Here is a 15473-nt window from a genome sequence, read left to right as displayed (position 1 = left end):
GTTCACGGAGCCACTCGATAAAGGCCGAGCGCCAGCTTGTCTCCTGACGAATAGTTGAGCCCGTCGATTTCGGTAAGGCGCTTTGCCGTCTTGCCCTGCCCCGCAAGCAAGCCGTTGAGTTTCTGCTCTTCCCCAACCGGCGCCAGCCCGAGCGCGCAGGCCGGATCGGCCAGCAGGTGCTTGGCGACCCCGTCGACATCGGTGAGCAAAGTCTTGGTGCCGACGAGGAAGACGAGGCTCGGCTCATGATAGGGCGCCGAGGCGAGCACGGTGGTATCGCATGGACGGTTGGCCTCGACCGCTGCCTTGATGGCCGGGCTCAGCCAGATCGGCTTCAGCGAGGGCGCAATCACGCCGAACAGCAGGCTGAAGGTGATGCCTGCGCCGACAGCAATCGCCGCGATGCGCCCGAGCGGGATCTGCAATTGTCGCGGGAAAGCCAGCCAGCCGGTGACGAGCGCCGCCATGGCCGCCGGGACGCTCCACCAGGAAAAGCTCTTCGACAGGTAAAGAGGGGCTCCGATGCATATCACCGCCAGGCCGACCGCAACCACGCCTAGGCCGAAGGCGGTCGCCCACCACAGCCATGTCTGCCAGCGCTTCAACGGTGCGTTCGCCTCTTCGGCCGGCAAGGTCAGCAGCCAGCCGATCAGCAGCGCCATGCCGGGATAGGCCGGCATCACATAATGCGGCAGCTTGGTCGGGATCGCCTCGAAGACCAGCCAGAACGGTATATACCAGGCTAGGCAGAAACGCAGGCGCGGGTCGTCCCAGAAGCGGTTCATGGCCTGCAGGCCCGCGCCGACCGCGATCAATCCGAACGGCCACATGAACAGCGAATAGGTCAGCATGTAGAAGCCCGGCGGCAGCCCGTGCGATTCCTCTCCCTGAGCCACCTTGTTCAGCATGTCCTTGCCGACCGCTTCCTGGAAGAAGGCGCCGCCGCTCTTCAGCGTGATGAGGATGAGCCAGGGCAGCACGATGACGAGCACGATGGCGATGCCGCGCACGAGCTTCAGTTTCAGGAGCCATCGCCAATCGCGCTCGAACGCGAACAACGTGGCGGCCGTCAGCAGCGACAAGACCGGCGCCACCGGGCCCTTGATGAGGATGCCGAGTCCCTGCGCGATCCAGAATATCCACGGCAGTTGCGCCGCCACCGGCTCGTTGCGGCGCGCCGCCAGGTAGACTTGCGCCAGCGCGCCTTGCGCGGCCACGCAGCAGGCCAGAAGCATGGCGTCTGTCTTTGCGTCGCGGCCCTCGAAAGCAGTGGCGAAGATCGCCGCCATCATCAGTCCGGCGGCGAGACCGGCTTCGGCGCCGAATAGCTTCTTGCCGGTCCAGGCGATGCCGACGACGGCAAAGGCGATGCCGAGCATCGAGACCAGCCGGTAGACCCAGATCGGCGCCGCGGCGCCGTCGCCGCTCAGCGCCACGACCGCCGACTGAAGCCAGTATATGCCGACGGGCTTCTTGTAGCGCGAAGTTTCCTGGAAGAGGATATCGACATAGTCGCCGGTCTCGACCATCTGTTTCGTCGCCTGCACGAAGCGGGACTCGTCGCGGTCGATCGGCGGCAGGCTGACCAGCCCGCCGAAAGTCATCAGCAGGCTGAACAGAAGGAGGATGAGGTAGTTTCTGTTCATCGCGGGAGCGTTCCGGACATGATCTGCGGGATTGCCCCGTCGCGGCGGCTTGTGGGCCGCCCTTGCGCGGGCGCCTCATTACGCCAGCAGAAGGGATGAGGCAAGGACGTGCGCCCGGCCGCAAGGCGGACTCGAACCGACCAACGGCGGATCGCTGGCTTGGTTTGGCGGGCGATCGGACGCAAAACCGGAAACCACTTTTGCTGATCCGCCCGTCTTTGCCTGGCGGGCGATCGGACGCAAAACCGGAAACCACTTTTGCTGATCGCCCGCGGATGCTAAACGCGCGCCTTCATGTCACGCCTGGCTGAGAGCCGGGCGATCTCCGGGAAGAAACAGATGTCCGCCTACAAGTCCGATTTCCTGCGCATCATGAGCGAGCGCGGCTTCATCCACCAGATTTCGGATGAGGCCGGCCTTGACCAGCTCTTCGCCACGGAGACGGTGAGTGCCTATATCGGCTTCGACGCAACGGCCAAGAGCCTGCATGCCGGATCGCTGATCCAGATCATGATGCTGCACTGGCTGCAGCAGACCGGGCACCGGCCGATCGCGCTGATGGGCGGCGGCACCTCGATGATCGGCGATCCATCCTTCAAGGACGAGGCGCGCAAGCTGCTGACGCCGCAGGATATCGAGGACAATCTCGTCGGCATCCGCCGCAATTTCGCGCCTTACCTGAAGTTTGGCAGCGGCGCTGGCGATGCGGTCATGGTCAACAATGCCGACTGGCTAATGGAGATCAACTACGTCAATTTCCTGCGCGATGTCGGCCGGCATTTCTCCGTCAACCGCATGCTCGCCTTTGACTCTGTCAAGCTCAGGCTCGATCGCGAGCAGTCGCTGTCCTTCCTCGAATTCAACTACATGATCCTGCAGGCCTATGACTTCGTCGAGCTCTACAAGCGCCTCGGCTGCCGCCTGCAGATGGGCGGCTCCGACCAGTGGGGCAACATCGTCAACGGCATCGACCTCGGTCACCGCATGGAGGGCGTGCAGTTGTTCGCGATGACCACGCCGCTGCTTACCACCTCTTCAGGCGCCAAGATGGGGAAGTCGGCCTCGGGCGCGGTCTGGCTCGACGGCGACATGCTGTCGCCTTACGAGTTCTGGCAGTACTGGCGCAACACCGAGGACGCCGACGTCGGCCGCTTCCTGAAGCTCTATACGACGCTGCCGCTGGACGAGGTCGCCCGCCTCGAAAAGCTCGGCGGCTCGGAGATCAACGAAGCCAAGAAGATCCTCGCCACCGAGATCACTGCCATGCTGCACGGCCGCGTGGCCGCCGACACTGCCAGCGAGACAGCCCGCAAGACCTTCGAGGAAGGCGCGCTCGCCGACACGCTGCCCAGCGTCGAGGTGGCCAAGGGGGAGCTCGAGGCCGGTATCGGCATCCTGTCGCTCTTCGTCACCGCGGGGCTCGCCACCTCCAACGGCGAGGCACGCAGGCACGTCCAGGGCGGTGCAGTGCGGCTCAACGACCAGCCGGTGACGGATGACCGGCGCATGGTGACGCGCCAAGATCTGGGCGCTGAGGGCGTCGTAAAGCTCTCGCTAGGCAGGAAGAAGCACGTTCTGGTGCGTCCGATCTGATCTGCCGGATCAGCGGTATTCGAAGATCGACCGGAATATTCCGGGCGCAATCACCGAGAGCGGGTTGATGTCGAGGCTCGGCTTGTTGGCGTTGCCCCTCAGCCGGAAGGTGACGCCGATCAGGCCGCGGTCCCGGCCGTTGCCGAGCAGCGGACCGAAAAGCGGCAGTTCGCCGAAGATGCGGTTGAGGCCGTAGACCGGCATGAAGGTGCCGGTCATATCCATGTTGTTGTTCTGATCGTAAAGGATGCCCTGGAAGGTGGTGCCGATGCGCGGTCCGCGCAGCACGCCGTTCGCCAGCCTCAGATAGCCCTCCCCCTTGTCGATCTCGGCAAAGCCGCGCTCGAACTGAACCCTCGATGTGTCGATGTCGGCCTTGACCGCCTGGTTCAGGCTGCGCGTGTCGCCGGCGGGCTTGGTCGACACGATCGAGGCGAGCTTGGGCTCGTTGACGACATAGAAGTTGCTGGCATCGACCTGGCCCTTCATCGGACCGTCGGCCGCACCCGAGAGCGACAGCGTGATCGCCCCACCCTCCATGTGCTCGTATATGTTGAGGAACCGCAGGATCGCACCGGCATCGGCCGACTTCATCCTGAGCGTGCGCCCGGCGTCGCCGGTGGTGTTGCTTACGCTGACCGCGGCGCCGGAACTCGCCGTTGCGCTGACTTCGAGTCCCTTCACCTTTGACCCGGCGCCGCTGTAATCCAGCTTGAGATTGGACAAGACCTCGTCGTGAAAGCCGGTCAGCGATTTCACGTCGGCGCTGACCGAGATCGCATCGGCCCCGGCGCCTTTTGTGGCCGTATCGACGTCGGAGGTGAACTGCTTGATCAGCGAGCGGGCATCGAGCGACTCGCCGCTGACATCGACCGCATAGCTCTTGCCCGACCGCTTCACCGAGACGGCGACATTGTCGCCCCGGTTGAGCGCGACCTTGCTGAAGCGGGCCGAGGTCAGCGCGCCGTTGACGAGAGTCACATCCCCATCGATGGAGAAGCTTTTTCCGTCGAGATCGAAATCCGACAACGTGGTGGTGCCGCCGGACTTGGCCATTGTGAAGTTAACCTTCGCGGGGATGCCGGCGCCCTTGCTCCACCCCGCCCATGGGATATCGAGTTTCGCACTGGTTAGGTCGGCGGAGACCTCCTGACTGCCCTCGCCGCTCTTGTCGATCGCCACCTTGATCGTTCCGGAAAGCAGCGGCGACAGCCCCGGCATCATCGCCGCGCGCGTCTGGTCGTCGATCAGGAGCGTAACCTTGCGGCCCCGCGGCGGCCCGTTGTCCTCGAGCGGCTCGACCAGATCGAGTGCTGCCGGAATACCGTTGAGCCTGGCGTCGGCCGAGATCACCGCCCGGTCGGGGCTGACCGTGATCGAGCCGTCGGCTTCCGTGACCGTCTGGTCCTCGAAGGGCTTGGCGAGCGACAGATCCTTGTAGTCCAGAGCCACCTGCCAATCGAGCGTCGAGGTGTCGACACCGGAGGTCAGCGGGATATCGGCGCGGACGTGTCCGGTAACCGTTCCGGTCAGGTCTTCCGGTGCCAGTCCGACATGGCGCATGGCGTTGATCGGCTCATAGGAAGCGAGTTCGGCGATCGCCGGCGCCTCGCCGGCGACGTCGATGTCGAGCGCGCCGATCACCGGCGAGTGGTTCGCCTCCTTCACCGTCAGCGTGCCGCCGCTTGCTGCCACCGTGCGGCCGCTCGCCATGAAGACGCTGCCCGAGGAGAGCGAGATGTCGACGTCGTTGCCGTGGAAGGCGACGACGCCGACCGCGTCGCGGATCGGCGGGATGCGTCCCGCCGTGTCGAAACGCGAGCCCTCGACCTGGAAGCGGCCGAACACCTCGTTGCCCGAGAGCGGAACGCCATTGCCGAGCCGGCCCGGCGCCACCTGGAACTGCAGGTTGGCATCGACGACGCGTCCGCCGAACAGATTGTCTAGCACCCAAAGGCGCGCGTTGCGCGCCGAGAACCAGGGCCACAATTGCTTGACATGCGAGACCGGCATGTCGTGCACGTTGAGCGAGAGGGAAATTCCCGGCGGACCATTGTCGATGAAGGCGAGCGCCGCCGAACCCAGTACCTCGCTCTGGCTGCCGGAGCGCACGCCGATCTGCTCGGCGACAAGCTTGCGGCTCTTCGTCTGGTAGACGCCGGCGATGCGGGCGAGGAATTTGAGCGCCGGCTCCGGCGATTCCGAAGGCGCAAGCGTCGAGCCGTCGCTGGTGAGGTCGTAGCGATAGGAGGGCTCGCCCGCCGCGCTCGCCGGCTTCGGCCCGATCGAGCCAGCGAAATCGAAGCTCGAGCGGCCGGTCTTGATCTGCAGCCTGTCGACAGAAATCTTGTTCGAGCCAGCCACCAGCGTGGCATCGGCATCGACATCGGCCGACAGTTGGCCGCGCGTGCCGAGATCGAGCACCGAGCCGGTGAGCGCCAGCGAGACCGACAGGCGCGACGGCGTTTCGCCGGACGCTTCCGCGCCCGAAAGCTTCAGCGCAACCGTCCCGAGCCGGCCTCCATCGGCAGCCGCTGTGTCGCTGGCGGTTGAGTGTGCGGCGGCGTCAGCCATCTGAAGATCGGCGTCGAGCGTCGCCACCCGCCTGGCGTTGGCGTCGCGGGTGGCGGATGCGATCAAGGTGACGTGCCTGCCGTCGACATCGGCATCGGCTGAAAGCTGCATGCTGCCCGTGCCGCTTTGGGCGACCGTCGCGTCGCCGACAGTCACGCGCTTTATCGGTCCCGAATTGGGTAATTCGAACTCGACATTGCGAAGCTCGATCCGGCGCATCGAGTCCTCGCGCACGGCGTCCAGCGCATCATTGACGCCGGCAAACACCACGGCCGCCACCTTTTCGGGATCGACAAGCCCGTCCTCGTTGCGCAGCGCCGCCGCCCAGTCGCCGCCGCCGGACGGCATTGCCGCGGTCACGATGCGCGCGTCGGAGAACCTGGCGCTCGTCAATCGCACCTCCCCCGACAGGAGCGGCAGAAGGCGGATGCCGAAGCGGACGCGACCGACATCGGCCATCGGCCTGCCGTCGGCGCTTTTCAGGCTGACATCGCTGACCTGCAGGGCAACGAAGCTCGATCCGTCGAGCGTCAGCCGCGCCGGGCCGACGGCGACGTTGACATCGACGCCGGCCAGTTTCTCGATCGCCGCCTCGGCCTCGGCCCGCAGCCGATCGGTGCCGATGCCCGAGGAGCCGAGCACATAGAGTGCAGCGGCGGCGAGAAGCACGAGCGTGCAGAGCCCGGCAAACAACCGGCCGAGAATACGGAAACGGCGGCGGACCGAAGCCCGGCCGAGCGGCGGCACGCTGCACGCGGACGGAAACGTCCCCAGGTCGGTGATCTCGTCACGCCTGAACCTGATCTTCTCGTGCTGCGGTTGCTCCTGATCCACGCAATATTCCGTTGTGACGAACTCGTCATGGACGAATCCCCGCTTCACGTTATATCGATGCCTTCCCGCGCGTAACCATAAACAGGGGCATCGATATGGCAGATCTCGAGGTGGGCGACCTTGCGCCGCAGTTCGATCTCCCGCGCGACGGAGGCGGCACTCTCAGCCTCGCCGCGTTGCGGGGAAAGCCAGTCGTACTCTACTTCTATCCCCAGGACGACACCACGGGCTGCACCAACGAGGCGATCGGCTTTTCGCAGCTGAAGCCGGAGTTCGAGAAGGCTGGCGCCGCAGTAATCGGGCTTTCGCCGGACAGCGTCAAGAAGCACGACAAATTCAAACAGAAGTACGACCTCACCGTCGATCTCGTCGCCGACGAGGAGCGGAAGGTGATCGAGGCCTTCCACCTGTGGGTCGAAAAGGCCATGTACGGACGCAAATACATGGGCGTTGAGCGCGCCACCTTCCTGATCGGCAGGGACGGACGCATAGCCCGCATCTGGCGCCGGGTGCGGGTCAAGGGTCATGCCGAGGACGTGCTGGAGGCGGTGCGAACCCGCTGAGGCTCCCGGTCCCGGCACCGCAGGGCACTCTCGCGGCCGCATACATTCGTTACCGCGAGCATCCAGTCCGCAAAGCTTTGTTAACCCTAATAATGTGTAATTCGGGCTCGTCGTCGGCGTTGCAACGAAAGCTCGGTCCCGTGAAGTCAACCGGTCAGTCAGCAGTTTTCGGCAGGCGCAAGGAACCCCACACGGTCATCATCGCGCGCGGCAACGAGATCCGGCATTTCACCATACGCCCCTGGCTGGCGGCCCTCATCGGATCCGCCCTGGCGGCAATCGCCATCGGCTACCTGCTCGCCACGTCCTATCTGGTGCTGCGCGATGACCTGATCGGCGCGGCTACGGCCAGACAGGCGCGCATGCAGCAGGCCTATGAGGATCGCATCTCCGCGCTCCGCGCACAGGTCGACCGCATTACCAGCCGCCAGCTTCTCGACCAGCAACTCATGGAAACCAAGGTCGGCGAGCTCCTGGCCAGGCAGACCCAGCTCAGCCAGCGTCACGGACGGCTTGGACCGCTCCTTGAACGCGCCGAAACCGAAGTCGGCGATGCGCCGGCGACCGGCGATGCGGCGACCAAACCCGACGACCGCGCCGAAGTGACGGGCAGCATCTCGCAGGCGCCGACCTACTCCGTCAGCCTCGGCGCCGGTGACACCAGGCCGTTCTCGCTGTGGGCGACGAGATCGGATCCGCTGGACAACGAGACTGCCGCCGATCGCGCCGACAAGCTGTTCGTGTCGATCAACGCCTCGCTCAAAGCCATCGAAACCCAGCAACTCTCCCGCATCGCCACCCTTGCCGACAACGCCTACCGGAACGCCGACGCGATCACGCAAGCACTGCAGACAGCCGGCCTGCCTGTCGACAGCGAACTCGACAAGAACGACGTCGGCGGCCCTCTGGTCCCGCTCGATTCCGCGATGATCTTCGACAGCAAGGTCAAGGAGCTGGACGAGGCCCTTGATGCGCTTGACCAGATCAAGAAAGAGGCACGTAAGCTGCCACTTACCAACCCTGCCCCCGGCCATAACGTGACCAGCCCGTTCGGCGTGCGTACCGACCCGATCCTCGGCACGGCGGCCTTGCACACGGGAATGGATTTCAGGGCCCCGATCGGCATGCCGGCCAAGGTCACCGCGGCAGGCACCGTCACCAAGGCCGGCTGGGCCGGCGGCTACGGCCGCATGGTCGAGGTCGATCACGGTAACGGCTTTTCCACACGCTACGGGCATCTCAGCGAAATCGACGTGACCGTCGGCCAGAAGCTTGCCGCCGGCGACGAGATCGGCAAGACCGGCAGCAGCGGCCGCTCGACCGGCCCGCATCTCCACTATGAAGTGCGCCACAACGGCGAAGCGGTCGACCCGCTGCGGTTCCTGATCGTCGGCAAGAAGCTCGCGCAATACCTCTAAGCTTGCAAAGCCGGCGACCCGAGAGGGGGCGCCACGGCAGACTTGTTTCGGTGATCCGACGAAATGGTGGGCGATGACGGGCTCGAACCGCCGACATCTTCGGTGTAAACGAAGCGCTCTACCAACTGAGCTAATCGCCCGCTCCGGGCCGGACCTTTAAGCAGTTAGGGCGGCATTCGCAAGGCCAAATGAACCGACGCGAGGCTGGTCGTCGAGCGGAATTCCGCAACTGCTGTGTGCCTGTCAAAAAACCTTCTCCTGTTTGCGTTTATGAACAAATGCCGCGCTTGACACCCGCAGGCGAACCCCTTATCCAGCGCCCCAACGACGAACACGGCTGACACGTGCTCGTCAGTGCGCGGGTGTAGCTCAGTCGGTTAGAGTGCCGGCCTGTCACGCCGGAGGTCGCGGGTTCGAGCCCCGTCACTCGCGCCATTTGGATCACGGATAATCCTGCCTTATCGCCGCGTCATGACATCCAGGACCGTCGTTCGCTTTCTCGTGGCAGCACTCTGCGACCGCGAGACGTCCGATCTGGGATAGTCGTGGAAACTCCATAACCCGACGAGCGCGTCGAACCAATTCTTCGCAAGACCCGATGCGGTGCCCGCAGAAAGCGGTCAGCTCCCACCAGCAGCGGTATTTTGACCTGCTCCCGATGCGAGAAGGCCGGGAGTGAGTTCACCCCTGGCCTGCCCATGGAAGACTTCTCTGCCTGCGACGCGAAGCCCAATGCGACGACCTGTGCGAGCCGTGTGTCGGAACCAATCCGGTGCGCACCGATTTCGAACTTGAAGGGATGTCAAATCCGAAGGAAGGGCAATGGCCGAAATCATCAGCTTTGAACTGGCCCAGGCGAGACAGCGCCTGAAGCGGGCCGAGCGGGCTCTTAACCGCGCTAACGAATTGCTCGACGATGGCTGCGGCGGCGTTGGTCTCAATCTTGCGCTTTGCTGCAGGATCCGGTCCGAACAGGCGCGAGTGATCGACGCACGAACGCGCCTCGGGAAGATCAATCTCACCGCGCACTACTGAGGGTCACCTCACGATCGCGACCTTCGCCCTCGAGACTGCAAAAACATAGCGACTCGTATCGTGCGGCCAGGCTTGCGCTTTTGGCTACTGGGTTATCCGGCACATCGCTTGCGCCAAATTCGCCACCGCGAGGCAAAAGTCCTTGCTGACGGAAATCAGCGCCCGGCCAGCAGCGCCTCGACTTCCTCCAGCGTCGGCATCGACGGGGCGGTGCCGGGTCGGGTTACCGAAATGCCGGCGACCGCGCAGGCAAAGCGCACGGCGTGCAGGGGCGCATCGCCCTTGGCCAGCGCCGCCGCCAGGCCGCCATTGAAGGCATCGCCCGCCCCGGTGGTCTCGACCACAGGGCCGGCGTTCACGGCGCCGACATGGTCCGAGCGATCTTTCGTGTGCAGCAGCGCGCCCTTGTCGCCAAGGGTGATGATCGCCGCGCCGCAGCCCTTCGCGAGCAGCTTGTCGGCGGCCCGGCGCGCGTCGTCGACCGACGACACCTTGATGCCCGTCAGTCCTTCGGCTTCCGTCTCATTCGGCGTGACATAATCGCAAAGCGCATAGATGCGGTCCGGCAGGCTGGCGGCCGGTGCGGGGTTGAGGATGGTGGTCACCCCTGCCCCGCGCGCGATCTCCAGTGCCTTCAGCGCCGCCTCGATCGGCTGCTCGAGCTGGGTGACGAAAACGCCCGCTGAGCGGATCAGATCGGCATGCGCCTCGATATCCGCGGGCGAGATCAGCATCGCCGCGCCCGGGCTGACGATGATGGCATTGTTGCCGCTACCCTCCTCCACGAAGATATAGGCGGCACCGGTGTAGCTGTCCGGCGTGTCGATGACGGCGCTCTTGACGCCAGCGCCGCCCCAGGTCTGCTTCGCCATATCGGCGAAGGCATCCACGCCGAGCCTGGTCAGGAAGGTGACGTCGGCGCCGAGCTTGCCGGCGGCCACCGCCTGGTTCGACCCCTTGCCGCCCGGCCCCAGCTTGAACGAATTGCCGAGGATCGTCTCGCCCATGCGCGGCTGGCGATCGGCGCGGTAGGCGGTGTCCGCGACGAAGACACCCAAAATCACGATAGGCTTAGTGACGACAGACTTGCCGGCAGCCATCTCCTTACTCCGCGTCCGGCGGAATGACGCCCTTGCGGAAGGCGAAGCAGCCATAGAAGCGGCGCTCACCGGTCTGGATGACGCAATAGGCCTTCTTGGCCCGCTCATAGAAGGCGTAGCGCTCGATCGAGATCATCGGCCACGACTTGCCTTCCGCCGCGTCGATCTCCTTCTGCACCTCCTTCTGAACCGGCGGGATCTCGTTCGGCTTGCCGACAATCTCCATGCGGGCGGCTGCATCGTTCACAAAGGTGTCGAGCGGATAGATGGACAGCACGGCCTTCGCCACCGCCGCCGCCGGCGCGTCGATGCGCAGCAGCTTGCCGAGCACGGTCCGTTTGGCAACCGAGTCGGAGGGGAAATTGGTGTCGGCGATGATCAGGTCGTCGCCATGTCCCATGGCGCGCAGCGCCTGGAGCACATCAGCATTGAGCAGCGGATCGATTCCTTTGAGCATGATTCCCTCATGAAGTCTGGTTGCGGTCAGAGACGAATGCCGGTCCCTGCGTCGAAGAGATGGACATGGTCGAGCCGCGGCCTGAGCTTCAGCGTATCGCCCGGCTTGAAGTCGTGGCGCTCGCGGAACAGCGCCACCATTTCGCCCTCGCCGAAACGCACGAACACCAGCGTTTCCGAGCCGGTCGGCTCGACCACCGAGATCGTGGCCGCGACGCCTTCGGGATGAATCTCCAGATGCTCCGGCCGCACGCCATAGACGACGGCCTGTCCTTCCTGCGCGGAACTGCCGGCCGGAAGCGGAAACGCCGTGCCTGCAATGTCGACAACCGCCTTCTCGCCTTTGCGCACGGTGCCCTTGAGCAGGTTCATCGCCGGCGAGCCGATGAAGCCGGCAACGAACAGGTTGGCCGGCCGGTCGAACAGCTGGAGCGGCGCCCCGACCTGCTCGATGCGCCCATCGCGCATGACCACGATCTTGTCGGCCATGGTCATGGCCTCGATCTGGTCGTGGGTGACATAGATGGTGGTGGTCTTCAGCCGCTGGTGCAGTTCCTTGATCTCGGTGCGCATCTGCACCCTGAGCTTGGCGTCGAGATTGGAGAGCGGCTCGTCGAACAGGAACACCTGCGGATTGCGCACAATGGCGCGGCCCATGGCGACGCGCTGGCGCTGGCCGCCGGAAAGCTGGCGCGGATAGCGCTTGAGGTAGGGATTGAGATCGAGGATGTCGGCCGCGCGCTTGACGCGTTCGGCCACCACCGCGGGATCGGTTTTGCGCAGCTTCAGAGCGAAGGCCATGTTCTGCTCGACCGTCTTGTGCGGATAGAGCGCATAGTTCTGGAACACCATGGCAATATCGCGCTTGGCGGGCGGCAGGTTGTTAACAATGCGGTCACCGATCGAAATGGTTCCGCCGGAGACTGTTTCCAGTCCCGCCACCATCCTCAACAGCGTGGACTTGCCGCACCCCGAAGGTCCGACCAGAACGACGAACTGGCCGTCGGCAATGTCGACGCTGACCTCATGCAGAACCTTGACGGGTCCGAATGCCTTGGCCACATTGGTAATCGCGACTTGAGCCATCGTCTCCCCTATCGTTTTGGGTCAAGCTAGCCATTGCCAACAGCAAGGGCAAGTCGGTATCTTATAGATAAAAAGCCATTCTTGTTGACAGGGTAATCGATTACGCGAATAGTGGAGTGCGCCAATCCGAACAACCGATCCTTGTCCCCGGAATCGGATCTCCAGGCGACGCAGGGTGGGGTCCGACGTCCCCCTATGGTATAGGAGAACCGCAGACGTTTCGGCGTCCGAGAGATTGGCAATTCAATTCACGACTGAAGTTCTGGGAGGAACCTTGCGATGAGAGTCGATCTTTACGAAAAACTGGTGCGTGCCGGGGCGTCCCGCCGCGATGTGTTGAAAGGTGCGGCCAGCATGGCTGCAATCGCCGCGGCATCGGGCGCCGGGCTTGGCGCGCTGACCCGGCCGGCCGCTGCGGCTGACGATCTGCGCGCGAAAATCCTGCAGATTCCGGGCGTCGGCAAAGGCCAGCCGACGGACGCCGACTTCCAGAAAGTCGGCGAGCTTTGCCTGGAAGCGACCAAGGCGAACGTCAAGGAAGGTGAATTCGCCGGCGTCGAGCTCACCTTCATGGGCCTCAACAACCAGAACCTCCACAACGTGCTGTTCCGCGGTTTCCTGAAGCCTTGGGAGGCCTATACGGGCGCGAAGATCAGCTGGATCGACCTCGCCCAGGCTGACTACAACGCCCGCCTGCAGCAGTCGATCGCCACCGGCACCGTCGACTTCGACATCATCGAGATGGGCGCGCCCTTCGAGGGCGACGTCTGCGGCAAGGGCCTTACCTCCGAAATGCCCGATTGGGTCAAGAAGCAGATCGACATGGACGATCTCGTCAACTACCTGAAGCCGCCGGTCGGCACCTGGGACGGGAAGCAGTACCGCGTCACCATCGACGGCGACACGCACAACTTCAACTACCGGACTGACGTGTTCTCCGATCCGGACCTCGCCAAGGCGTGGAAGGAAAGCGGCGCGACGACCGAATGGGGCGTTCCGAAGACCTGGCAGGAAGTGCAGGCCGTCACCAAGTTCCTCAAGGGCAAGCAGTTCAAGGGCCAGGACGTCTACGGCTATCTCGACGCGCCCAAGCCCTGGGGCGGTTTCGGCTTCTACTTCCTCGGCAGCCGCGCCAGCGCCTATGCCAAGCATCCCGACGACAAGGCCTGGCTGTTCGATGCCGACACCATGAAGCCGCGCATCAACAACCCAGCCTGGGTGCGGGCCATCCAGGACGTGATCGACGCGCTGCCCTCCGAGCCGCCGGATCAGATCAACGCCGACCCGAACACCACCGGCTTCCAGCAGTTCCTGGCCGGCACAGGTTCGATGATCCCCTGGTGGGGCGACATCGGCTCCAACGTCAAGACCAACGATTCCTCGGTGATCGGCGACGTCACCGGCTTCTCGATCCTGCCGGGTTCGGACGACGTCTACAACTCCAAGACCGGCAAGTGGGACAAGCTCGCCAGCGGCCCGAACTATGCGCCGAACTGCGCCTATCTCGGCTGGGGTGTCTATGTCATGGCCCGCGTCGACAGCGACGAGAAGAAGAAGAAGGCGGCGTGGTCGGCCGCGGCCCATCTCGGCGGCAAGGACCTGTCGCTGTGGTGCGCGGCCTATCCTTCCGGCTTCCAGCCCTACCGCAACTCCCACTTCAACATTCCGGAATGGGTGGCTGCGGGCTACGACGAAGCTTTCATCACTTCCTATCTCAAATCGGAAGGCGATTCGTACAACCATCCCAACGCAGCCATCGAGCCGCGCATCCCCGGCATCTTCCAGTATTATTCTACCGCCGAGGACATCCTGGCCAACACCTTCGCCGGCAAGATGAAAGCGCAGGAAGGCGCCGACGCGATCGCCGCCGCCTGGGAAAAGCTGACCGACCAGATCGGTCGCGAGAACCAGATCAAGCTCTACAAGGCCTCGCTTGGCATGTAGGCAGGCGTTATGATCAACTCGTGGCCCGGCGGCATGTCGTCGCCGGGCCATATTTTTAGACCGGCAGGACGGTCATCGGCGCAAAGAGGCGAACGGCGTGGCTGATCAGATTTCGACCGCGAATGCGTGGCCGGCACATTCCGCTTCCACCGATCTTGTTCCACCGGGCCGCAAGCGCCTCGGCTGGGCCTTGATGGCCGCGGCCTCGCTCGGCCTTCTGGCGATGATCGTGGTTCAGATTCTCTACAAGACTGAAGTCGACACGGTCGGCTTCGACAATTGGCGTCCCGTCGTCTACGCCTACGTTCTATGGGGCATAGCGCTTGGTGTCGGTCAGGTTCTGACGCGCGGCGAGGACGGCCAGCGCGCGCTGTTTCTCCTGCCGGCGCTGCTGTTCACCATCGCCATGGTGGTCTTCCCGACCCTGTTCGGCTTCTACATCGCGCTCACCGACTGGAACCTCAGCTCTTTCTCGGGCCGAAAATTCAACGGACTCGACAATTTCTGGCAGATGCTGCGCGACCCCTACTACCGCAATGCGCTGTTCAACATGGTGCTCTATGTGCTGGCGGTGCTGGTGGAATACGTCATCGCCTTCGGCTTGGCACTGCTCCTCAACGCGCAGATCAAGGCGCGAAAATTCTGGCGCGTCGTCTTCCTTCTGCCGCTGATGCTGTCGCCGGTCGCCGTGTCGTGGATGGTCGGCAAGTCGCTGATGGAATATCGGTTCGGGCCGGCTGCGACGCTGGCACGGCATCTCGGCTGGGATAACCCCGCCTTCTTCTCGAACCCGATCACGGCCCGCATCTCGATCATGGTGCTCGATGCCTGGACTTTCATCCCGTTCATGATGATCATGCTGCTTGCCGGCCTGCAGGCGATGTCGCGCGAGGTGCTGGAGGCGGCGCGCGTCGACGGCGCGACCCCGTGGCAGACCTTCTGGCAGGTCACCTTCCCGCTGATGCTGCCGGTTTCGGTGACGGCGGTGATCCTGCGCATCATCTTCAAACTGAAGCTTGCCGACATCATCATCACGGTGACCTCCGGCGGCCCCGGCGGCGCGACCGACTCGATATCGAGCTTCATCTACCGCGAGTACCGCGACCGTTCGAATGTCGGATACGGCACGATGCTTGCCATGGCGTATCTGATCATCATCATCGTGTTCGTGACCTGGCTGCTGAAACTCGCCAGCCGCTTCGTGCGTAACGTCAACTGAGCGGT

Annotated in this window: 11 protein-coding genes and 2 tRNA genes; 7 read left to right on the top strand and 6 right to left on the bottom strand. The window is 64.0% G+C overall.

All coding sequences use genetic code 11. The features are described from left to right. Positions 1-2: 2 nt before the first annotated feature. Positions 3-1646, bottom strand: a complete 1644-nt coding sequence (locus EN818_RS00790) for a glycosyltransferase family 39 protein (protein ID WP_135903904.1) — start codon at positions 1644-1646, stop codon at positions 3-5. Between the two features lie 339 nt (positions 1647-1985). On the opposite strand from EN818_RS00790, the gene tyrS reads away from it, so the two are divergent. Continuing rightward, positions 1986-3239 (top strand): tyrosine--tRNA ligase, encoded by a 1254-nt coding sequence (tyrS, locus tag EN818_RS00785; protein WP_095806054.1) that lies wholly within the window; start codon positions 1986-1988, stop codon positions 3237-3239. A 9-nt stretch (positions 3240-3248) separates the two neighbouring features. Here tyrS and EN818_RS00780 read toward each other — a convergent pair whose 3' ends face one another. After that, positions 3249-6647: a DUF3971 domain-containing protein gene (locus EN818_RS00780; RefSeq protein ID WP_095806055.1), complete on the bottom strand. Its 3399-nt coding sequence runs from the start codon at positions 6645-6647 to the stop codon at positions 3249-3251. Between the two features lie 95 nt (positions 6648-6742). On the opposite strand from EN818_RS00780, the gene EN818_RS00775 reads away from it, so the two are divergent. Together EN818_RS00775 and EN818_RS00770 are read left to right on the top strand one after the other, a co-directional pair. Continuing rightward, positions 6743-7210, top strand: a complete 468-nt coding sequence (locus EN818_RS00775) for a peroxiredoxin (protein ID WP_135903902.1) — start codon at positions 6743-6745, stop codon at positions 7208-7210. 140 nt (positions 7211-7350) lie between these two features. Further along, positions 7351-8628 (top strand): M23 family metallopeptidase, encoded by a 1278-nt coding sequence (locus EN818_RS00770; RefSeq protein WP_095806057.1) that lies wholly within the window; start codon positions 7351-7353, stop codon positions 8626-8628. A 64-nt stretch (positions 8629-8692) separates the two neighbouring features. Here the strand turns inward: EN818_RS00770 and EN818_RS00765 are convergent. Next, positions 8693-8768, bottom strand: a tRNA-Val gene (locus tag EN818_RS00765). 218 nt (positions 8769-8986) lie between these two features. Between EN818_RS00765 and EN818_RS00760 the strand changes: the two genes are divergently transcribed. Beyond that, a tRNA-Asp gene (locus EN818_RS00760) sits at positions 8987-9063 on the top strand. 387 nt (positions 9064-9450) lie between these two features. Then, positions 9451-9663 (top strand): hypothetical protein, encoded by a 213-nt coding sequence (locus EN818_RS00755; protein WP_095806058.1) that lies wholly within the window; start codon positions 9451-9453, stop codon positions 9661-9663. Positions 9664-9818: 155 nt separating this feature from the next. On the opposite strand, the gene rbsK is transcribed toward EN818_RS00755, so the two are convergent. The 3 genes from rbsK to ugpC are packed head-to-tail and all read right to left on the bottom strand — an operon-like array spanning position 9819 to position 12305. Further along, positions 9819-10763: a ribokinase gene (rbsK, locus tag EN818_RS00750; protein WP_095806059.1), complete on the bottom strand. Its 945-nt coding sequence runs from the start codon at positions 10761-10763 to the stop codon at positions 9819-9821. 4 nt (positions 10764-10767) lie between these two features. Further along, entirely contained in the window at positions 10768-11220 is a 453-nt protein-coding gene (locus EN818_RS00745; RefSeq protein WP_095806060.1) for an RbsD/FucU family protein, read from the bottom strand. Between the two features lie 26 nt (positions 11221-11246). Beyond that, complete coding sequence (gene ugpC, locus EN818_RS00740) at positions 11247-12305, bottom strand: sn-glycerol-3-phosphate ABC transporter ATP-binding protein UgpC (RefSeq protein ID WP_095806061.1); 1059 nt, start codon at positions 12303-12305, stop codon at positions 11247-11249. A gap of 279 nt (positions 12306-12584) precedes the next feature. Between ugpC and EN818_RS00735 the strand changes: the two genes are divergently transcribed. Next, positions 12585-14249, top strand: coding sequence for a sugar ABC transporter substrate-binding protein (locus EN818_RS00735; RefSeq protein WP_095806062.1), 1665 nt, complete (start codon positions 12585-12587; stop codon positions 14247-14249). Positions 14250-14346: 97 nt separating this feature from the next. Continuing rightward, a complete protein-coding gene (locus tag EN818_RS00730) occupies positions 14347-15468 on the top strand; it encodes a sugar ABC transporter permease (protein ID WP_095806063.1) in 1122 nt (373 codons plus the stop codon). Positions 15469-15473 lie beyond the last annotated feature (5 nt).

Source organism: Mesorhizobium sp. M3A.F.Ca.ET.175.01.1.1 (genome assembly GCF_004791945.1).
Classification (GTDB): Bacteria; Pseudomonadota; Alphaproteobacteria; order Rhizobiales; family Rhizobiaceae; genus Mesorhizobium.
This window is presented reverse-complemented; position numbering and strand designations above follow the sequence as displayed.

Bases quoted from the DNA above. Each gene is read 5' to 3' on its own strand.
- EN818_RS00745 (WP_095806060.1), bottom strand. From the start codon at position 11,220: ATGCTCAAAGGAATCGATCCGCTGCTCAATGCTGATGTGCTCCAGGCG.
- EN818_RS00735 (WP_095806062.1), top strand. From the start codon at position 12,585: ATGAGAGTCGATCTTTACGAAAAACTGGTGCGTGCCGGGGCGTCCCGC.
- tyrS (WP_095806054.1), top strand. From the start codon at position 1,986: ATGTCCGCCTACAAGTCCGATTTCCTGCGCATCATGAGCGAGCGCGGC.
- rbsK (WP_095806059.1), bottom strand. From the start codon at position 10,763: ATGGCTGCCGGCAAGTCTGTCGTCACTAAGCCTATCGTGATTTTGGGT.
- EN818_RS00790 (WP_135903904.1), bottom strand. From the start codon at position 1,646: ATGAACAGAAACTACCTCATCCTCCTTCTGTTCAGCCTGCTGATGACT.
- ugpC (WP_095806061.1), bottom strand. From the start codon at position 12,305: ATGGCTCAAGTCGCGATTACCAATGTGGCCAAGGCATTCGGACCCGTC.
- EN818_RS00755 (WP_095806058.1), top strand. From the start codon at position 9,451: ATGGCCGAAATCATCAGCTTTGAACTGGCCCAGGCGAGACAGCGCCTG.
- EN818_RS00775 (WP_135903902.1), top strand. From the start codon at position 6,743: ATGGCAGATCTCGAGGTGGGCGACCTTGCGCCGCAGTTCGATCTCCCG.